The organism is Microbacterium sp. GbtcB4, assembly GCF_019091465.1.
Classification (GTDB): Bacteria; Actinomycetota; Actinomycetes; order Actinomycetales; family Microbacteriaceae; genus Microbacterium; species Microbacterium paraoxydans.
In genome coordinates, this window is sequence record NZ_JAGXJJ010000003.1 from 41,850 (window position 1) to 61,541 (window position 19,692).

A 19,692-nucleotide genomic window follows, 5' to 3' on the forward strand; every position below is an offset into this window, starting at 1 on the left:
TGACAGCCTCCGGCGACACGGGCGCGGCGAGCAGGGTTCCGCAGGGGCGGAAGAGAACGTGTTGGTGCCACCGCGGCCTGATTTCCCAGACTGTTCTCAGGAAGGTGACATCGATGAGGATTCTCGTGGTCTGCGGCGCCGGCGCGTCGAGCACATTCGTCGCACAGCGCCTGCGCACCGCCGCCGCCGCGGCGGGACTGGACTGGGACGCGGACGCCGGTGTCGAGAGCACCGTCCCCGTCGGCGGACACGACCTCGTCCTCGTGGGTCCGCACCTCCGTGAGCGCCTCGGCGCCATCCGCAACCTGACCCGCGCGCCCGTCGCGGTCCTGCCGGACGACGTGTTCGCCGATCGCGACGGCGGCCGCACGCTTCTCCTCGCCCAGTCGACCCTCGCCGCCGCCGGCGGGGCCCCGAAAGGAACACCATGACCGCCACCCGCACCGTCCGCATCGGCTCCTCGCACGGACTGCACGCCCGGCCCGCCAAGATCTTCGCCCAGGCCGCGAAGGACTCCGGCCTCGCGGTCACGATCGCCAAGGATTCCGGCAAGCCGGTCAACGCCGCGAGCATCCTCGGGGTGATCGCCCTGGCCATCGAGCACGGCGACTACGTGACGCTCACGGCCGAGGGCGACGGCGCGGAGGGCGTCCTGGACACGCTCACCGAGCTGCTGACCACCGACCACGACCAGGACGCCGCCGGATGAGCGCGCTGCGAGGGGTGGGGATCGGTCTCGGCGTCGCGCAGGGACCGGTCGTCCGCATGACCGAGGCGCTGCCCGCGCCCGAGAACACACCGAGCACCGCGGGGGCGGATGCCGAGCGCGCGCGGGTCCGCGAGGCCGTCGCCGTCGTGGCGCAGGAGCTGACCCAGCGCGGCGAGGCCGCCGGTGGTGCGGCGCAGGAGGTGCTCGAGGCGCAGGCGATGATCGCCGAGGACCCCACCCTGCAGGACGAGGTCGACAGCAGGATCGACGCCGGCGCCACCGCGGAGTGGGCCGTGCACGACGCCTTCGCCGGCTTCCGGGCCACGCTCGAAGCCGTCGGCGGCTACCTCGGCGAGCGCGCCGCCGATCTCGACGACATCGCGCAGCGGGTGCTCGCCCGGCTGCGCGGCGTGGAGGCCCCCGGCGTCCCCGATCCTGGGCACCCGTTCGTCCTCGTGGCGCGTGACCTCGCGCCCGCCGACACTGCGCTGCTGAACCTCGACCAGGTGCTCGCCCTCGTCACCACCGACGGCGGCCCGACCTCCCACACGGCGATCCTCGCCAGGGAGAAGGGCATCGTGGCCGTGGTCGGCGTCGGCGACGGGCACGCCCTGACGACCGGGGAGACCGTGATCGTCGACGCGGCCGCGGGTGTCATCACCCGCGAGCCGACCGACGACGAGCGCGCCCGCGCCGCCGAGCGCGCCGCCGCCCGCCGCGCCGCCGACGACGCCCCGCTCACCCCCGGTGCGCTCGCCGACGGCACACCGGTCGCGCTGCTCGCGAACCTGGGGAAGCCTGCCGATGCCGCCGACGCGGTCGCTCGGGGGGCCGAGGGCGTCGGCCTGTTCCGGACGGAGTTCCTGTTCCTCTCGGCGTCGCAGGCGCCGACGGTCGCCCAGCAGCGGGACGCCTATCGCGAGCTGCTGGAGGCGTTCCCCGGCAAGAAGGTCGTCGTGCGGATGCTCGACGCGGGGGCCGACAAGCCGCTGGCCTTCCTCAACGACGCACACGAGGAGAATCCGGCCCTGGGACTGCGCGGCCTGCGGGCACTCCGCGCGAGCGAGGACATCCTCCGCGAGCAGCTGACCGCGCTGGCCGAGGCCGACGCGGCGACCGACGCCGACCTGTGGGTCATGGCACCCATGGTGGCCACCGTCGAGGAGACCGTGTACTTCACCGGCCTCGCCCGCGAGTACGGGCTGAAGACGGCAGGCGTCATGGTCGAGGTGCCCTCCAGCGCCCTGCTCGCCGACCGGGTGCTCGCGCACGCCGACTTCGCGTCCATCGGCACCAACGACCTCACCCAGTACACGATGGCCGCGGACCGGCTGCTCGGTTCCGTCGCGTCGTTCCAGGACCCCTGGCACCCCGCGGTGCTGCGCCTGGTGCGCGAGGTCGGCGCGGCCGGCGCCCGTCTCGGCAAGCCGGTCGGCATCTGCGGCGAGGCCGCGGCCGATCCGCTGCTCGCCGTCGTCCTCGTGGGCCTCGGCGCGACGAGCCTCTCCATGGCACCGTCCGCCCTCGCCGACGTCCGCCAGGCGCTCGCCGCCCGGACTCGCGAGGACGCCGTCCGCCTCGCGGAAGCCGCGCTCGGCGCGGACGACGCCCCCTCCGCCCGCACCGCTGCGGCGACCCTCGCCGCGGCACTCCCCCCTCATCAGAAAGAGACCACATCATGACGACGACGTCACCCGCCGCCACCGCCCCCGGTGGCCTCCGCGTGGGCGTGCAGCGTTTCGGCACGTTCCTCTCCGGCATGATCATGCCGAACATCGCGGCCTTCATCGCCTGGGGCTTCATCACGATGCTCTTCATCCCGAAGGGCTTCTTCGGGGCCGAGAGCCCGTTCGGCTGGCACTGGGCCGGCGTCGCCGAGATCATCGGCGGCGGCGGCGACTCCGCCGTCCTCGGCTGGCAGGGCGCGATGACCGCGGTCGCCGAAGGCGCGGACGGCAACATCCTGGCCTACGTCGGCCTGGTCGGCCCGATGGTCACCTACCTGCTGCCCCTCCTGATCGCGAACACGGCCGGACGCATGGTCTACGGCGAGCGCGGTGGCGTGGTCGCCACGATCGCGACCGTCGGGGTGATCGTCGGGACGAACATCCCGATGTTCCTCGGCGCCATGATCATGGGCCCGATCGCCGCGTGGATCATGAAGCAGGTCGACAAGCTGTGGGACGGCAAGATCCGCCCCGGCTTCGAGATGCTCGTCAACAACTTCTCCGCCGGCATCCTGGGCATGATCCTCGCCATCGTCGGGTTCTTCGCCTTCGGCCCGGTCATGCTCGGCATCAGCGCCGCGCTGGGGGCTGCCGTCGACTGGCTCGTCTCGCTCAACCTGCTGCCGCTCGTGTCGATCATCGTCGAGCCGGCCAAGGTGCTGTTCCTCAACAACGCCATCAACCACGGCGTGTTCACGCCGCTGGGGATCGAGCAGGCCGCCGAGACGGGCAAGTCGATCCTCTTCCTCATCGAGGCGAACCCCGGCCCCGGCCTCGGTCTGCTGCTCGCGTTCACCTTCTTCGGGGTCGGCGCGGCGAAGGCCTCCGCTCCCGGTGCCGCCATCATCCAGTTCTTCGGCGGCATCCACGAGATCTACTTCCCGTACGCGCTCAGCAAGCCGACCACGATCCTCGCGCTCATCGCGGGTGGAGCGGCCGGTGTGACGACCAACATGGTCCTCGGCGGCGGACTCGCCTTCCCGGCGGCCCCGGGCAGCATCATCGCCGTGACCGCCGCGGCCATCGGCCCCGGCGTCGCCAACCTCCTCGTCGTCTACCTGTCGGTCATCATCGCGGCGACCGTGACGTTCCTCATCACCGGCGTCATCCTGCGGGCCTCGCGCAAGCGCGACCTCGCTGCCGAGGGCGACGCGTTCGGCGCGGCCATCGCGCAGACCGAGGCGAACAAGGGCAAGTCGTCCGCGGCGATGGACGCCCTGCGCACCTCGACCGCGACGACGGCTCCGGAGACCACGCCGGCTCCCGCCACCACCGCGGTCTCGGCGGCCCCCATCGAGACCATCGTGTTCGCGTGCGATGCCGGCATGGGCTCGTCCGCCATGGGTGCCAGCGTGCTCCGCAACAAGCTGAAGAAGGCCGGCATCGAGGGCGTCACCGTCACGAACGCCGCCATCGCCAACCTCGACGGCGCCGCCGACGTGGTCATCACGCAGCAGCAGCTCACCGACCGGGCCACGGCGAAGTCGCCCGACTCCCTGCACGTCTCGGTGGACAACTTCATGAACTCGCCGAAGTACGACGAGGTCGTCGAGATGGTCAAGGAACAGCGAAAGGACGAAGAATGAGCGTTCTCACTGCCGAGCAGGTCCGCATCCACCCGGGAGGCGCGTCGCGCGACGACGCGCTCCAGGAGGCGACGGACATCCTCGTCGCCGCTGGCGCGGTGACCCCGGCGTACGTCGACGCGATGCGCCAGCGCGAGGAGACCGTGTCGACGTACATGGGCAACGGGCTGGCCATCCCGCACGGCACGAACGAGGCGAAGGACGCCATCCTCGCCTCCGCCCTCTCCGTCGTCCGCTACGACGGCGGCGTCGACTGGGACGGCGAGCAGGCGCGGTTCGTGATCGGCATCGCCGGCGTCGGCGACGAGCACCTCGACATCCTGTCGCGCATCGCGATCCTCTTCTCCGAGGAGGACGACGTCGCGCGGCTGGAAGCGGCGGCGACGCCGGACGAGCTGTTCGCTCTCCTCTCGGAGGTGAACGAGGGATGAAGGCGGTCCACTTCGGGGCGGGCAACATCGGGCGTGGTTTCGTCGGCCTGCTCCTGCACGAGGGCGGCTACGAGGTCGTGTTCAGCGACGTCGCCGACGCGCTCGTGGAGGCGATCGACCGGGCGGACTCGTACACCGTGCACGAAGCCGGCCCCGGAGGGACCGACCACGTCGTCTCCGGGTTCCGTGCGGTGAACAGCCGCACGGACCCCGCCGTGGTGGCGGAGGAGGTGGCGACGGCCGACGTCGTCACGACCGCCGTCGGCCCCACGGTGCTGCGGTTCGTCGCCCCGTCGATCGTCGCCGGGCTCGCGCTGCGCTCCCCCGAGGCCGCGCCGCTGCAGGTGATGGCCTGTGAGAACGCCATCGGCGCCACCGATCAGCTGCGGCAGGAGATCGTCGCCGCGGCAGGGCCGGACGCCGATACGCTGCTCGGCCGCGCCGTGTTCGCGAACACCGCCGTCGACCGGATCGTGCCCGCGCAGCCGGAGGGCGGCGGCATCGACGTCACGGTGGAGCCGTACTTCGAGTGGGCGATCGAGGCCCGGCCGTTCGGCGACACCCCGCCGCGCATTCCCGGCGCCCATTTCGTCGACGACCTCGCGCCGTACATCGAGCGCAAGCTCTTCACGGTGAACACCGGTCATGCCGCCACCGCGTACTTCGGTGCGCGGGCGGGCATCGAGCGGATCTCGGACGCCCTCGCGGACGAGGCGATCGCCGCGCAGGTCTCCGCCGCGCTGGAGGAGACCTCGGCGGTGCTGGTCGTCGAACACGGTCTCGACCCCGCGGAGCTGGCGCAGTACCGCGCCACCATCCTCGAGCGGTTCCGCAATCCCGCGCTCGTGGACACCGTGCAGCGCGTCGGCCGTCAGCCGCTGCGGAAGATCTCCCGGCACGAGCGCTTCATCGGTCCCGCCGCGATGGCGGCCGAGCACGGACTGTCGACGGACGCCCTGGTAGCGGCCGTCGCCGCCGCACTGGAGTTCGACGACCCCGCCGACGAGCAGGCGGTCGAGCTGCAGACCCTGCTGCGCACCGAGGATGCCGGCGGATTCACCGTCCGCACCACGGGCCTCGATCCGGAGCACCCGCTCTTCCCCGGCGTCCGCGACGCGGTGGCGCTCCGGCAGGCGGCCCTCGCCGGCTGAGAGGACGCGGCGTCCGGGCGGGAGTAGCGTTGCTGCTGTGCACAACAAGCCCGGGCGCCGCGTCCTGAAGAGAATCCTGTGGGGTGTGGCGATCGTCCTCCTCCTCGCCGTCGGCGGCATCCTCGTCTGGAGCCAGGTCGGCGTCATGGCCGCGGAGCCCGAACCGCTCGCCGCCGTCCGTGAGAACCCCGCGATCACGGTGACCGATGCCGAGGAGGGGATCGTCCTGGAGCCCGCGGACGGCGCGTCAGACCGCGGACTGGTCTTCATCCCGGGAGCGAAGGTCGACCCCTGGGCCTATGCGTCGATCCTGCAGGGACTCGCGGAGGAGGGCACCACGGTCGTCATCACCCGGCCCTGGCTCAATCTGGCCTTCTTCGATCCGCGTGGCCTCGACTCGTTCACGAGCGCCGCGCCCGACGTGGACACCTGGGCCGTGGGCGGCCACTCCCTCGGCGGGGTGCGCGCCTGTCAGCTCGCGACGGACGCCGACGCCCTCGTCCTCTTCGCCTCCTACTGCGCGACCGACCTCGCCGGAACCGACCTCCCTGTACTGAGCGTCTCCGGCAGCGAGGACGGCCTCTCCACGCCGGAGAAGATCGCGGACGCGCGCTCCGAACTCCCCGCTGACGCCGAGTTCGTCGAGATCGACGGCGCCTCCCACGCCTCCTTCGGCGACTACGGACCCCAGTCCGGTGACGGCACCCCGACCATCGACGGCGACGAGATGCACGCCGAGATCACCGAGGTCGTCGGCGGCTTCCTGGAGCAGGTCGCGCCCTAAGCCGCCCGCGGATCCCCGAGGATGGGATCGAGCAGCGGATGCAGGTGCCGGGTGGTCAGCACGCCGGCGGCCGAGCGCGCACCTGCCGAGAGCGCCGACGCCAGGTCCGCACCGGCCAGCCGCGCGTCGAGGACTCCGGCCAGGAACGCGTCGCCCGCGCCGTTGGTGTCGACGACGGTGGTCGGCAGCGCGGGCACCCGCAGCTCGGCCCCGTCCTCCCCCACCGCGACCGCTCCCTCGGCGCCGAGGGTGCACACGGCGAACTCCGCTCCGTCCGCGACGGCGGCACGGAGGAACTCCACCGGCGCGGCCAGCCGATCCGCGTTGCAGAACACCGCCGCGGCCGCCTCCAGGAACGGCCGGTGGTACGCGTCGATGCCGTCGTAGTCGTGCACGTCGACCCAGAGCGGCGTGCCGCTGGCCGCCGCGAGCGGGAGCAACCGCCGTGGCTCCGCGGCCAGATCGAGCACGACGGCGTCGGCGGCGGTCATCGCCGTGGAGTACGCGGCGTCCTCCGTCCCCGTCGTCTCCGCGGGTGTGGAGAGGTACAGCGACACCCGGTCACCCTGCGAAGTCATCAGGTTGAGGTGCCGCTCCGTGGTTCCGTCCGTCCACTGCGCGACCACCCCGGCCTCCTCCAGCGCCGCACGCACCCGGAGCCCATCCTCGTCGTCCCCGGCGATGGCATGCAGCACGACGGATCGGCCGAGCGCCGTCAGGCTCAGCGCCTTGCCCGCACTCGTGCCGCCGATCGTCTCCCAGCTCGCCTGCGCGAACTGCATGTGCGGCACCGGCTCGGGGAGCCGGTCGAGAAGGACCATGCGGTTCCAGGACGCGGGACCGGCGAGGAAGACGGAGGCGGGCATGTGTCCATCCTCGCGCGCCGCCTCCCGTTCCGGCGCGCGGACCGGTCGTGTCGACCCGGGCTCAGGCGTCGAAGCCCTCGGCGATCATCTCGACGAGCTCTTCCCTCTCCTCGACGGGGAGGAAGGCGGCTGCGGCGGCGTTGAACTGGAAGGCCTCGAGGTCGTCGAGGTCGTACTCGAAGGTCTGCACGAGCAGGGCAAGTTCCCTGGTGAGCGAGGTGGCGCTCATGGTGCGGTTGTCCACGTTCACGGTCACCGCGAAGCCGAGCTGGTAGAGCAGGTCGAACGGGTGATCGGCGAGCGTCTTGCCCCAGGCGGCGACGGCACCCGTCTGCAGGTTCGACGACGGGGAGAGCTCCAGCGGGATCTCCCGGTCGCGCACCCAGCGCGCGAGGTCGCCGAAGCGCACCTGCACCTCGTCGCCCTCCTGCGTGACGACCTCGAGGTCCTCGGCGATCCGGACGCCGTGTCCGAGGCGGAGCGCACGACCGTCCAGCAGGGCCGAGCGGATCGAGGCGAGCCCCGCCGCCTCCCCCGCATGCACGGTCACCGGGAAGAAGTTCTCGGCGAGGTAGTCGAAAGCCGCGCGGTGGTCCGACGGCGGGAAACCGTCCTCGGGACCGGCGATGTCGAAGCCGACGGCGCCGCGTCCGCGGAAGTCCACCGCGAGCTCGGCGATCTCCCTGGCGCGGTCGGTGTGCCGCATGGCGGTGAGGAGCTGTCCGACGCGGATGCTGCGACCGTCCCGGTCCGCCGCGTCCTCGCCCTCCTCGATCCCCTGCTGCACGGCCTCGACGGCATCCTCCAGCGAGAGACCGCCGGCCTGGTGCTGTTCCGGTGCCCAGCGCACCTCGCCGTAGATGACGCCGTCGGCCGCGAGGTCCTGGACGAACTCGCGCGCGACACGGGTCAGCCCCTCGCGGGTCTGCATGACCGCGGTGGTGAGCTCGAAGGTCTTCAGGTACTCCACCAGCGATCCGGAGTCGCTCTTCTTCGCGAACCAGGAGCCGAGCGCCGCCGGGTCGGAGGCGGGGAGGTCGAGACCGATCGCGTCGGCGAGCTCGATGATCGTGGCCGGGCGCACGGCGCCGTCCAGGTGGTCGTGCAGCGACACCTTCGGCAGGCTCCGCAAGGAGACGCCCTGGATGGCGACGTCGCCGCTCGCATCGATCGACATGGGGATCCTCTCGGTCGCGGGGTGTTCGTCCAGGCTAGCGCCCGGGCCTCACGCCGTGATGCGCTCGCGGACGATCGGCCCCACGGTCGGCGCTTCGTCGCCGAGCTCCCAGGCCCCTTCGAGCGCCTCGATGGCTCGTGGGAAGCGCGCCTCGTCCGCCGCCGACAGCGTGAACAGCGGCTGCCCGGCGGCCACCCGGTCACCGGGCTTCGCATGCAGGTCGATGCCCGCCTCGAAGATCACCGGGTCCTCGGCCCGCGCACGGCCGGCGCCGAGACGCCAGGCGGCGATGCCGAAGGGGAGCGCGTCCATCCGGGTGACGATGCCGTCCGCGGGCGCCGTGACGACGTGCGTCTCCCGCGCGACCGGGAGGGCCGCATCGGGGTCGCCGTCCTGGGCGCGGATCATCGCCTTCCAGGCGTCCATGGCGCGGCCGTCGTCCAGCGCTGCCTCCACGTCCGCGTCGGGCTGGCCGGCGAGGGCGAGCATCTCCCTGGCGAGCGCGACGGTCAGCTCCCGTACGTCGGCGGGTCCTCCGCCGGCGAGGATCTCGACCGACTCGCGGACCTCGTTCGCGTTGCCGATCGCGCGTCCCAGAGGGACGTTCATGTCGGTCAGAAGTGCAGTGGTGGCGACGCCGGAGTCGGTGCCGAGCGCGACCATCGTGCGGGCGAGCTCGCGGGCGCGGTCGATGTCCTGCATGAAGGCGCCGGAGCCGAACTTCACGTCCAGGACGAGAGCGTCGGTCCCCTCGGCGATCTTCTTCGACATGATGCTGGAGGCGATCAGCGGGATGGCCTCCACGGTGCCGGTCACGTCGCGGAGCGCGTAGAGCTTCTTGTCGGCGGGAGCGAGACCGGAGCCCGCGGCGCAGATCACGGCCCCGACGTCGCCCTGCATCTGCGCGAACATCTCCTCGTTGCTGAGCGCGGCGCGCCAGCCGGGGATCGACTCCAGCTTGTCGAGCGTGCCACCGGTGTGGCCGAGGCCGCGACCGCTGAGCTGCGGGACCGCCACGCCGAACGAGGCGACCAGCGGGGCCAGCGGCAGGGTGATCTTGTCGCCGACACCGCCGGTGGAGTGCTTGTCCACGGTCTTCTTGCCGAGCGTCGCGAAGCTCATCCGCTCGCCGGAGGCGATCATCGCGTCGGTGAGCACGCGGATCTCGTCGCGCTCCATGCCGCGCTGGAAGATCGCCATCGCGAAGGACGCCATCTGCGCGTCGGACACGTAGCCGCGCGTGTAGGCGTCCACCATCCAGCGCAGCGCCGGCTCCGGCACCGCCCCGCCGTCCCGCTTGGCGCGGATCACGTCGATCGCGTCGAACTGCTCGATGGCTCCCTGAGCCTGTCCAGCGGTCATCGTGCTTCCTCCAGGTCGCGCGGCCCGAACGCATCAGGCAGCACCTCGTCGATCGTGCGGATGCCGGAGACCGTCTCCAGCAGCATGCCGGGTACGGCGTGCTCGAACAGCAGCTGCCGGCACCGGCCGCAGGGCATGATCGTCTCGCCGTCGTTGTTCACGCACACGAAGGCGACGAGCTGCCCGCCGCCGGACATGAACAGGTCGCCCACGAGCGCACACTCCGCGCACAGCGTGACGCCGTACGAGGCGTTCTCGACATTGCAGCCGGCGACGATCCGCCCGTCGCTGACGAGAGCCGCCGCACCCACGCGGTAACGCGAGTACGGCGCGTACGCCTTGGTCATGGCCTCCGCGGCGACCTGGCGCAGCTCGTCCCAGTCGATGTCCGTCATGATGATGGTTCCTTCTTCCCTGCGGGTTCTACGACTTGATGTACGGCTTGCCGCTGGCGGCAGGACCCCGGATCTGTCCGGCGAACCCGGCGACCGCGAGGAGCGTGACCACGTACGGCAGCATGAGCATGAACTCACCGGGGATGGGCGTCTTCAGGATCGAGAGCAGGTTCTGCAGGTTCGTCGCGAAGCCGAAGAGCAGGGCCGCGAGCGTCGCGCGGATCGGGTCCCAGCGTCCGAAGATCACCGCGGCGAGGGCGATGAAGCCGAGCCCGGCCGTCATCTCCTTGCCGAACTGCGGGACCGAGACGAGGGTGAAGTACGCGCCGCCGATGCCGGCGATCGCGCCCGCGAGCAGCACGTTCCAGAACCGCGTCGGGTTCACCCGGATGCCGACCGTGTCGGCCGCCTGCGGGTGCTCGCCCACTGCGCGGAGGCGCAGGCCCCACTTGGTGCGGTACAGGCCCCACGCGACGACGGCCACAGTGATGAACATGAGGTACACGATGAAGGTCTGGTTGAACAGCACCGGACCGATGATCGGGATGTCGCTCAGCACCGGGATCTCGATGCGGGAGAAGCGCACCGGGGTGTTCAGCTCGGCCTCGTTCGGGGCGAGGAGCGCGCCGTAGAGGAATCCGGTGAGGCCCGTGACGAGGACGTTGAGCACGACACCGACGATGACCTGCTCGACGAGGTACTTGATCGCGAACGCCGCCAGCACGCTCGCGACGAGCACACCGCCGATCATGGCGCCGATGAGGCCCACGAAGGCGTTGCCGGTGATGCTGGACAGCAGCGCCGCCGAGAAGGCGCCGAGGAGCAGCTGTCCCTCGATGGCCACATTGACGACACCGGCCCGCTCGCCGATGACACCGCCGAGCGCGCCGAACACGAGCGGCACCGACAGCGACACGGCACCGAAGAGGAGGCTCGTGACGGGGACGAGGCCCCCGGCCGCGGCCCAGACGAGGAACGCGAACACCGCGAGCACGCCGTACGCCACGATGAGCCAGATCGACGGCGCACGGTACGTCCATGCCCGGAGGAAGGCCCCGACCGTGAGGACGACGAGCACGGCGAAGACCACCCAGAAGGTCGGCGCGGTGGGAAGCTCCACGTCGGGGAGCTCGAAGGCCGACGTGCGGTCGCCGAGCCGGAAGGTGCTGATACCGCTGCGCGGCACGGCGAGGAAGAGCACCGCCAGCAGCGCGGTGACGACCGCGAGGCTGATCGGCGCCTTGAGGTGGCGCTCCCGGACGGTGGCGAGCTGCACCGTGCCGTCGGCGGCTTCGGTCTGCACGAGCGACATCATGCCGTCACCGCCTTCTTCGCGGCCTTGGCTCTCGCCTTGGCCGCCTTCTCTGCGTCGGACTTGGGGAGGAAGAACACCGTGCGCAGCAGCGGCGGCGCGGCGATGAACAGCACGACGAGCGACTGCACGACGAGCACGATGTCGACGGGGATGTCCTGCGCCTGCATGGAGAACGAGCCCGCCTTGAGGGCACCGAACAGGATTCCGGCTGCGAAGGTCCCCCACGCGCGGCTGCGCCCGAGGAGGGCGACCGTGATGGCGTCGAAGCCGATGCCGGCGTCGATGGTCTCGGTGACGCCGGTGGTGACGGCGCCCTGGAGCTGGTTCATCCCGGCGAGGCCGGCGAGGGCACCCGCGAAGAGCATCGCGTAGACGTAGACGCGCTTGACGCTGATACCCGCGGCGCGAGCGGCGTGCGGGTTCTCCCCCACCGCGCGCATGCGCATACCCAGCGAGGAGCGCTCGATGAGCCACCACACGAACACCGTCGCGATGACCACGATGACGAAGCCGAGGTCGAGCAGCGGGAACTGCGGGCCGAGCAGGGTCGGGAACTGCGCGCTCTCCGGCGTGGCCGAGCCGAGCGCCTGGTTGGTCCCCGGCTTCTGCAGGAGCCCGGGCGTGCGGATCATCCACAGCAGCAGGTAGTACGCGATGTAGTTGAGCATGATCGTGAGGATCACCTCGTGCGCGCCCGTGCGAGCCTTGATGAGACCCGCGATGCCGCCCCAGAGCGCCCCGCCGGCGATACCGGCCAGCAGCGTGACGGGGAGGTGGAACCAGATCGGCAGGTCGAGGTTGAAGGTCAGCAGGGCCGCGACCGCGACACCGACAAGCATCTGACCCCGGGCGCCGATGTTGAACAGACCGACGCGGAACGCGAGCGCGACGCCCAGACCGGCGGCGATCAGCGGAGCCGCGAAGCCCAGCGTGTTCGTCAGCGGACGGATCTGCGCGGCGAAGTCGGCGCCGCGGGCGTTGAAGATCGCTCCGCGGAACAGCGCCTCGTAGCCGTTGTAGACCGCGTTCCAGGCCGCGACGAACGTGTCGCTCGGCTTGGCGAAGAAGTACCCGGAGGCCTTCTGCACGTCTTCGTTGGTGAACGCGATGAGGATGCCGCCGACGATGAGCGCGAGGACGATCGCCAGGATCGTCGTGACGGCGCTGCCGCGGAGGATCTCCTTGAGGACGACGTTGCCGCGCGGGGGCGGGGGCACCTCCTCCGCGAGGCCCGTGCTGGGCGGGAGCTGCTCGGGAGGCAGACCCTTCGTGACGTCTCCTGCACCGGGTGTCGCGCCGCTCACGCGGTCACCTCCGCATCGGCCGCTCCGGCCATCATGAGTCCGAGTGTCTCCCGGGGCGTGTCACCGGGGACGATGCCGACGATGGTGCCGCGGTACATGACCGCGATCCGGTCGGCGAGGGCGGCGACCTCGTCGAGCTCGGTCGAGACGACGATCACGGGGATGCCCGCGTCCCGCGTCTCGATGATGCGCTTGTGGATGAACTCGATCGAGCCCACGTCCACCCCGCGGGTCGGCTGCGCGGCGACGAAGAGCCGCAGTTCGCGGCTCATCTCGCGCGCGATCACGACCTTCTGCTGGTTGCCTCCGGAGAGGGTGCCCGCGGGGGTGTCCGGGCCCTGCGTGCGGATGTCGTACTCTGCGATGCGCTCCTTGGCGAAGTCCTCCAGGGCGCCGCGGCGCAGCGTCCCGGCCCGGCTGAACGCGGGATCGTCTGAGCGGTCGAGGATGAGGTTCTCGGCGACCGAGAATCCGGCGACGAGGCCGTCCTCGGTGCGGTCCTCCGGGACGAACCCGACACCGGCGTCGAGGATGCCGCGGACGCTCTTGCCCACGAGCTCGGTGCCGTCGAGGATGATGTTCCCCTCGACGCGTGCGGCGAGGCCGACGATGGCCTCGACGAGCTCGGTCTGGCCGTTGCCCTGCACACCGGCGACGGCGAGGACCTCGCCGGGTCGCACGGTGAAGTCGACGTCGTCGACGACGATGGCTCCGGTGGCGGTGAGCACGCGGAGGTTGCGGACCTCCAGGCCGCCCTCGCCCAGCCGCGGAGCCTCCTTGTGCACGGTCAGCTCGACCGCGCGGCCGACCATCAGCGATGCCAGTTCGGCGTTGGTGGCGGTCGGCGAGGCCTCCCCCACCACCCGACCGAGCCGGACGATCGTGATGCGGTCGGCGACCTCGCGCACCTCGCGCAGCTTGTGCGTGATGAAGACGATCGCGGTGCCCTCGTCCCGGAGCTGGCGCATGATCGCCATGAGCTCGTCGGTCTCCTGCGGCGTCAGCACGGCGGTCGGCTCGTCGAAGACGAGGACCTTGGCGTCGCGGGACAGCGCCTTGATGATCTCGACGCGCTGCTGCACACCCACCGGCAGGTCGCCGACGACGGCGTCCGGATCGATGTCGAACCCGAACCGTGCGGCGACCGCGCGCACGTGCTCGCGGGCCTTCGCGATGTCCAGCGTGCCGAGGCCCTTGGTCTGCTCGTGACCGAGCATGACGTTCTCGGCCACCGTGAACACCGGCACGAGCATGAAGTGCTGGTGCACCATGCCGATGCCGGCGGCCATCGCGTCGCCCGGGCCGCGGAAGTGCTGCACGACGTCGTCGAGGAGGATCTCGCCCTCGTCGGCCTGATACAGGCCGTAGAGCACGTTCATCAGCGTCGACTTGCCTGCGCCGTTCTCGCCGAGGAGAGCGTGGATCTGACCGGGTTCGACCACGAGATCGATGTGGTCGTTCGCCACGAGGCTGCCGAATCGCTTGGTGATGCCGCGAAGTTCGAGCTTCATATCTGCACCTTATCCAGAAGAGTCACGGAGGAGAATCGTCGCCGCCCACAGTGCGGGGCGAGTGGCAGCCTGCGCCACTCGCCCCGTGCTGGGTACGGCTCCGACTCAGCGGGTGGGAGAGTTCTCGGACTCCACCGTGATGTCACCGGAGATGATCTGCTCCTGCAGAGCGGACAGCTCGTCCGTCAGGCCCTCGGGCAGGTCCGCCTCGAAGTCGCCGAAGCCGGACAGCTTGACGCCCTCGTTCTCGAGCGTGCCGATGTAGGGCTCCGGGTCGAACTCGCCGGCGGCGGCCGCGAGCGTCGCGTCGCGGACGGCCACGTCGATGGCCTTCATGATCGAGACGAGCGTGATGTCGGCGACGCTGGGGTCGGCGACGGCGAGGTCGCTGTCGACACCGAGCATCAGCGTGTCCTTGCCGCTGTCGTTGATCGCCGCTGCGGCGCTCTGGTAGACCGGGCCGCCGACGGGGAGGATGACGTCGACACCCTGGTCGAGCACGCCCTGGGCGGTCTGCTTGGCGGTGTCGTTGGCGTCGAAGCCGCCCGTGAAGGAGCCCTTCTGGGTGGCGGCGTCCCAACCGAAGACCTGGACGTCGGCCGACTTGTCCTCGTTGTACTTCTCGACGCCGAGCTGGTAGCCGTCCATGAAGACCGCGACCGACGGGATCTGCATGCCGCCGAAGGTGCCGACCTTGTTCACGCCGGCCTCAGCGGACCAGGCGGCCGCCGCGTAGCCACCGAGGTAGGCGGCCTGGGCGGTGTCGAAGACGAGGGGCTTGATGTTCGGCGCGTCGGTGGTGCCGTCGAAGTCGTTGTCGGCCCAGTCGTCGATGATCGCGTAGTCGATGTCGGGGTTCGCGAGCGCGGACTCGACCGTGGCGGCGGACAGCTTGAAGCCGACCGAGACGATGAGCGAGCAGCCCTCGGAGACGGCGGTCTCGAGGTTCGGCGCGTAGTCGTTGTCGTTCGCGGACTCGAACTCCAGCGGCTTGATGCCGAGCTCTTCGGCGGCGCTGTCCATGCCCTCCTTGGCCGACTGGTTGAACGACTTGTCGTTCCAGCCGCCGGCGTCGGAAATGAGGCAGGGCTTGAAGTCGGAGTCGACGGGGGCGGATCCGCCCTCGGACTCGTCGGTCGGCGCCTGACCGCAGCCGGCAAGAGCGAAGACGACACCGGCGGCGACCGTCGCGCCGAGCAGCTTCTTGGTGGTGGAGATGGTCACGGATGCCTCCCTCAACGAACCCGCGGCCATCGCGGATCGATCAAAGTTACCTAGTGTTTCGACGTTCGTGCACGTCGGCCCCGGGCGGCCGGGCCAATGGTTACAAAGCTGAAATCAACCCTGCCGATGAGCACGCGCCGGTGCTCATCAGAGCACATCGCCCTGTCCGTTGAGTTTCAACGACTCCACCACGCCCTTCACCCGCTGCGCGTTCTCGACCGTCGTGACCAGGAGAGCGTCGGGGGTGTCGACCACGACGATGTCCTGCACGCCGACGAGGCTGATCACGCGCGTGGTCTGGCTGACGAGGATGCCGCTGGCCGCGTCGGTGAGTACCCGGGCGCGGGGCCCGAGGACGGCGAGGTCGTTCTTGCGGCCGTTCGTGATGAGCTTCGTCAGCGACGCGAAGTCCCCCACGTCGTCCCAGTCGAAGTGCCCGGGGACCACGGCGAGGCGCCCCCGCCGCGCCGCCGGCTCCGCGACGGCGTAGTCGATCGCGATCTTCTTCAGCCGCGGCCAGATGCGGTCGACGGCGGGCCCGCGGAGCTCCCGGTCGTCCCAGGCCTCGGCGAGTTCGAGCAGACCGGCGTGCAGCGCGGGCTCATTGGCGGCGAGCTCGTCCAGCAGGACGCTCGCCTTCGCGATGAACATGCCCGCGTTCCACAGGTAGGTGCGCTCGGCGAGGTAGGCCTTGGCCGTCTCCAGATCCGGCTTCTCGACGAAGCTCTCGACGAGGGCCGCCTCCCTGGCGCGCTCGACGACCAGCTCCGGCCCCTTCTTGATGTAGCCGAAGCCGACCGCCGGCTCGGTCGGCGCGATGCCGATCGTGCAGATGTAGCCCTCCCTCGCCACCTCGACCGCGTCGCGGACGGCGAACTCGAAGACCCGCGTGCCCCGGATGACGTGGTCGGCACTGAACGAGCCGATGATCACGTCCGGGTTGCGCCGGTGCAGCACGGCCGCCGCCAGCCCGATCGCCGCCGCGGACTCGCGGGGCTCGGATTCCAGGAAGACGTTGAGGTCGGCGATGCCCGGCAGCTCCGCCTCCACCGCCGCTCGGTGCGCACGCCCGGTGACCACGGCGATCCGGTCCGGACCGGCGAGCGGCTCCAGACGGTCCCACGTGTCGCGCAGCAGCGAATGCCCGGACCCGGTGAGGTCGTGCAGGAACTTCGGGGCGTCCGCACGGGACAGCGGCCACAGCCGACTGCCGATGCCGCCGGCAGGGATGACCGCGTAGAAGTCTTCGATCGGCTCGCTCATGCAGGCCAGCGTAGCGGCGGGTCCGACTTAGGCTCCCCTTCGTCGCCCGGGGCGTCCGCGCGGGAATAGGATGGACACCGATCGGGCGTGCCTGACCCTCCTCCAGGCCAGATGTGGACGAAGCAGCGCACGCGACCGAAACACATCGATCCAGGGAGGACGACCGTGTCCACAAGCGCTCGCTTGACACCGTCGATTTCGGAAACCACGTCCAAAACCCCCCGCGGCACCCTCTACCGGGGTCGCGAAGGCATGTGGTCGTGGGTGCTTCACCGCATCACCGGAGTCGCCATCTTCTTCTTCCTGTTGGTGCACGTGCTCGACACGGCGCTGATCAGGGTGTCGCCGGAGGCGTACGACGCGGTCATCGGCACATACAAGAACCCGGTCATGGCGATCGGTGAGGTCGTGCTCGTGGCGGGCATCGTGTTCCACGCCATGAACGGCCTGCGCATCATCGCCGTCGACTTCTGGTCGAAGGGCGCCAAGTACCAGCGCCAGCTCTTCTGGGGCGTGCTGCTCGTGTGGGGCATCATCATGGCCGGCTTCGTGCCGCGCCACCTGATGCTCGCGTTCGCCGGCTTCGGAGGAGGACACTGATGACCGCCCAGACCGTCGCCGCCCCGGCCCGCCGCCAGCGCGGGATCAACCTCGAGAAGTGGGGCTGGGTCTTCATGCGCGTCTCGGGCGTCGTGCTCGTCGTGCTGATCTTCGGCCACCTCTTCGTCAACCTCATGGTCGGCGAAGGCATCCACGCCCTCGACTTCGCCTTCATCGCCGGCAAGTTCGCCACGCCGTTCTGGCAGTGGTGGGACGTGCTGATGCTCTGGCTCGCGCTCATCCACGGTGCCAACGGCATGCGGACGATCGTGAACGACTACGTGACCAACCCCACCGCCCGCAAGGCGCTCGTCTGGGCCCTCGGCCTGGCCGCGGGCCTGCTCATCCTCCTCGGCACCCTGGTCGTCTTCACGTTCGACCCGTGCCTGGGTGTGACCGAGTCGAGCACGCTGTGGGAGACCTGCCAGGCGCAGGGCTAGAAGAAGAGGCAAACGAGAAGTGACTACCCAGACGCAGGATTCCGTCGTCCGTGACGGCGTGCACTACCACCAGTTCGACATCGTCATCGTGGGCGCCGGCGGCGCCGGCATGCGGGCGGCCATCGAGGCCGGCCCCGGCGCGAAGACGGCCGTGATCTCCAAGCTGTACCCGACGCGCTCGCACACCGGTGCCGCGCAGGGCGGTATGGCGGCGGCCCTCGCGAACGTCGAGGAGGACTCCTGGGAGTGGCACACCTTCGACACCGTGAAGGGCGGCGACTACCTCGTCGACCAGGACGCGGCGGAGATCCTCGCGAAGGAGGCCATCGACGCGGTCATCGACCTCGAGAACATGGGTCTCCCCTTCAACCGCACCCCCGAGGGCAAGATCGACCAGCGTCGCTTCGGCGGTCACACGGCCGAGCACGGCAAGACCCCGGTCCGCCGCGCCTGCTACGCCGCCGACCGCACCGGTCACATGATCCTGCAGACGCTGTTCCAGAACTGCGTCAAGCTCGGCATCAACTTCTTCAACGAGTTCTACGTGCTCGACCTCATCACCGTGAAGGACGCGGCGGGCGCGACCCAGATCGCCGGCGTGGTGGCCTACGACCTCGCCACGGGCGAGCTGCACGTCTTCCAGTCCAAGGCCGTGATCTTCGCGACCGGCGGTTTCGGCAAGATCTTCAAGACGACCTCCAACGCGCACACCCTCACGGGCGACGGCGTCGGCATCGTCTGGCGCAAGGGCCTCCCCCTCGAGGACCTCGAGTTCTTCCAGTTCCACCCGACCGGCCTCGCCGGCCTCGGAATCCTCCTCACCGAGGGCGCCCGCGGCGAGGGTGCGATCCTGCGCAACGCCTCGGGTGAGCGCTTCATGGAGCGGTACGCCCCCACCATCAAGGACCTGGCGCCCCGAGACATCGTCGCGCGCTGCATGGTCCAGGAGGTCGCGGAGGGCCGCGGCGCCGGTCCCCACAAGGACTACGTGCTGCTGGACTGCACGCACCTCGGCGCCGAGGTGCTGGAGACCAAGCTCCCCGACATCACCGAGTTCGCCCGCACCTACCTGGGCGTCGACCCGGTCGTCGAGCCGGTGCCCGTCATGCCGACCGCGCACTACGCCATGGGCGGCATCCCCACGAACAACAACGGAGAGGTGCTCGCGGACAACGACACCGTCGTCCCCGGCCTCTACGCCGCCGGCGAGTGCGCCTGCGTCTCGGTGCACGGCGCCAACCGCCTCGGCACGAACTCGCTGCTCGACATCAACGTGTTCGGCAAGCGGTCCGGCCGCAACGCCGTCGAGTACGTCAAGACGGCCGAGTTCGTCCCGCTGCCGGAGAACCCCGCCGCCTTCGTCTCCGACATGCTCGAGGGCCTGCGCAACAACCAGGGCACCGAGCGGATCGCGGTCCTCCGCAAGACGCTGCAGGACGAGATGGACAAGGGCGCGCAGGTCTTCCGCACGCACGAGTCGCTGCAGCACGTCCTCGGCGTGATCGCGGAGCTCCGCGAGCGCTACAAGAACGTGCACGTCGACGACAAGGGCCACCGGTTCAACACCGACCTGCTCGAGGCCGTCGAACTGGGCTTCCTGCTCGACATCGCCGAGGTCGTCGTCTACGCCGCGCAGAACCGCGAGGAGAGCCGCGGCGGCCACATGCGCGACGACTTCCCGAAGCGCGACGACGAGAACTACATGAAGCACACCATGGCGTACCTCACGGGCGACCCGCACTCCTCCGACCCGAGCGACCACATCAAGCTCGACTGGAAGCCGGTCGTCTTCACCAAGAACGACAAGGGCGAGTTGAACTACCCGCCGATGGAGAGGAAGTACTGAG

The 19,692-nt window shown here is 70.3% G+C and carries 19 protein-coding genes; 10 read left to right on the top strand and 9 right to left on the bottom strand.

The window, feature by feature from the left end:
• The first annotated feature begins 113 nt into the window (after positions 1-113).
• Genes KVS71_RS06095 through KVS71_RS06125 form a run of 7 tightly spaced genes read left to right on the top strand, consistent with a single transcriptional unit; the run spans position 114 to position 6,388 of the window.
• Complete coding sequence (locus KVS71_RS06095; RefSeq protein ID WP_217584129.1) at positions 114-431, top strand: PTS sugar transporter subunit IIB; 318 nt, start codon at positions 114-116, stop codon at positions 429-431.
• Positions 428-709 (top strand): HPr family phosphocarrier protein, encoded by a 282-nt coding sequence (locus KVS71_RS06100; protein WP_071329668.1) that lies wholly within the window; start codon positions 428-430, stop codon positions 707-709. Before KVS71_RS06095 ends, KVS71_RS06100 begins: the two co-directional genes overlap by 4 nt.
• Complete coding sequence (ptsP, locus tag KVS71_RS06105) at positions 706-2,391, top strand: phosphoenolpyruvate--protein phosphotransferase (protein WP_217584130.1); 1,686 nt, start codon at positions 706-708, stop codon at positions 2,389-2,391. The genes KVS71_RS06100 and ptsP overlap by 4 nt, the downstream gene beginning before the upstream one ends.
• The gene (locus KVS71_RS06110; protein ID WP_105950171.1) at positions 2,388-4,022 is read left to right on the top strand and encodes a PTS mannitol transporter subunit IICB; all 1,635 of its coding nucleotides are present in this window, start codon (positions 2,388-2,390) and stop codon (positions 4,020-4,022) included. Before ptsP ends, KVS71_RS06110 begins: the two co-directional genes overlap by 4 nt.
• Positions 4,019-4,453, top strand: coding sequence for a PTS sugar transporter subunit IIA (locus tag KVS71_RS06115; RefSeq protein ID WP_025105671.1), 435 nt, complete (start codon positions 4,019-4,021; stop codon positions 4,451-4,453). The genes KVS71_RS06110 and KVS71_RS06115 overlap by 4 nt, the downstream gene beginning before the upstream one ends.
• Positions 4,450-5,604, top strand: coding sequence for a mannitol-1-phosphate 5-dehydrogenase (locus tag KVS71_RS06120; protein WP_105950172.1), 1,155 nt, complete (start codon positions 4,450-4,452; stop codon positions 5,602-5,604). The genes KVS71_RS06115 and KVS71_RS06120 overlap by 4 nt, the downstream gene beginning before the upstream one ends.
• Positions 5,605-5,641: 37 nt before the next feature.
• Complete coding sequence (locus tag KVS71_RS06125) at positions 5,642-6,388, top strand: alpha/beta hydrolase (protein ID WP_234024139.1); 747 nt, start codon at positions 5,642-5,644, stop codon at positions 6,386-6,388.
• On the opposite strand, the gene KVS71_RS06130 is transcribed toward KVS71_RS06125, so the two are convergent.
• The 9 genes from KVS71_RS06130 to KVS71_RS06170 all read right to left on the bottom strand — a co-directional run bounded on the left by KVS71_RS06130 (position 6,385) and on the right by KVS71_RS06170 (position 16,805).
• Positions 6,385-7,254 carry a PfkB family carbohydrate kinase gene (locus KVS71_RS06130; protein WP_217584131.1) on the bottom strand — a complete coding sequence of 290 codons (870 nt, stop codon included), beginning with the start codon at positions 7,252-7,254 and terminating at the stop codon, positions 6,385-6,387. The genes KVS71_RS06125 and KVS71_RS06130 overlap by 4 nt on opposite strands.
• A 61-nt stretch (positions 7,255-7,315) precedes the next feature.
• The gene (locus tag KVS71_RS06135) at positions 7,316-8,431 is read right to left on the bottom strand and encodes an adenosine deaminase (protein WP_060921498.1); all 1,116 of its coding nucleotides are present in this window, start codon (positions 8,429-8,431) and stop codon (positions 7,316-7,318) included.
• Between the two features lie 48 nt (positions 8,432-8,479).
• On the bottom strand, positions 8,480-9,793 hold the full coding sequence (locus tag KVS71_RS06140; protein ID WP_060921497.1) for a thymidine phosphorylase: 1,314 nt from the start codon (positions 9,791-9,793) through the stop codon (positions 8,480-8,482).
• Positions 9,790-10,188, bottom strand: a complete 399-nt coding sequence (locus KVS71_RS06145; protein ID WP_025105664.1) for a cytidine deaminase — start codon at positions 10,186-10,188, stop codon at positions 9,790-9,792. The genes KVS71_RS06140 and KVS71_RS06145 overlap by 4 nt, the downstream gene beginning before the upstream one ends.
• 28 nt (positions 10,189-10,216) lie before the next feature.
• Positions 10,217-11,503 (bottom strand): ABC transporter permease, encoded by a 1,287-nt coding sequence (locus KVS71_RS06150; RefSeq protein ID WP_060921496.1) that lies wholly within the window; start codon positions 11,501-11,503, stop codon positions 10,217-10,219.
• Positions 11,500-12,807 (bottom strand): ABC transporter permease, encoded by a 1,308-nt coding sequence (locus tag KVS71_RS06155; RefSeq protein WP_060921495.1) that lies wholly within the window; start codon positions 12,805-12,807, stop codon positions 11,500-11,502. The genes KVS71_RS06150 and KVS71_RS06155 overlap by 4 nt, the downstream gene beginning before the upstream one ends.
• On the bottom strand, positions 12,804-14,318 hold the full coding sequence (locus KVS71_RS06160) for an ABC transporter ATP-binding protein (protein ID WP_025105661.1): 1,515 nt from the start codon (positions 14,316-14,318) through the stop codon (positions 12,804-12,806). The genes KVS71_RS06155 and KVS71_RS06160 overlap by 4 nt, the downstream gene beginning before the upstream one ends.
• A gap of 105 nt (positions 14,319-14,423) precedes the next feature.
• Complete coding sequence (locus KVS71_RS06165) at positions 14,424-15,542, bottom strand: BMP family ABC transporter substrate-binding protein (RefSeq protein ID WP_217584132.1); 1,119 nt, start codon at positions 15,540-15,542, stop codon at positions 14,424-14,426.
• A 147-nt stretch (positions 15,543-15,689) separates the two neighbouring features.
• The gene (locus KVS71_RS06170) at positions 15,690-16,805 is read right to left on the bottom strand and encodes a mannose-1-phosphate guanylyltransferase (protein ID WP_060921492.1); all 1,116 of its coding nucleotides are present in this window, start codon (positions 16,803-16,805) and stop codon (positions 15,690-15,692) included.
• A gap of 165 nt (positions 16,806-16,970) precedes the next feature.
• Between KVS71_RS06170 and sdhC the strand changes: the two genes are divergently transcribed.
• The 3 genes from sdhC to sdhA are packed head-to-tail and all read left to right on the top strand — an operon-like array spanning position 16,971 to position 19,691.
• Entirely contained in the window at positions 16,971-17,405 is a 435-nt protein-coding gene (gene sdhC / locus KVS71_RS06175) for a succinate dehydrogenase, cytochrome b556 subunit (protein WP_082758508.1), read from the top strand.
• Positions 17,405-17,845, top strand: coding sequence for a succinate dehydrogenase hydrophobic membrane anchor subunit (locus KVS71_RS06180; protein ID WP_060921490.1), 441 nt, complete (start codon positions 17,405-17,407; stop codon positions 17,843-17,845). The genes sdhC and KVS71_RS06180 overlap by 1 nt, the downstream gene beginning before the upstream one ends.
• Before the next feature lie 19 nt (positions 17,846-17,864).
• The gene (gene sdhA, locus KVS71_RS06185) at positions 17,865-19,691 is read left to right on the top strand and encodes a succinate dehydrogenase flavoprotein subunit (RefSeq protein WP_060921489.1); all 1,827 of its coding nucleotides are present in this window, start codon (positions 17,865-17,867) and stop codon (positions 19,689-19,691) included.
• Position 19,692 lies beyond the last annotated feature (1 nt).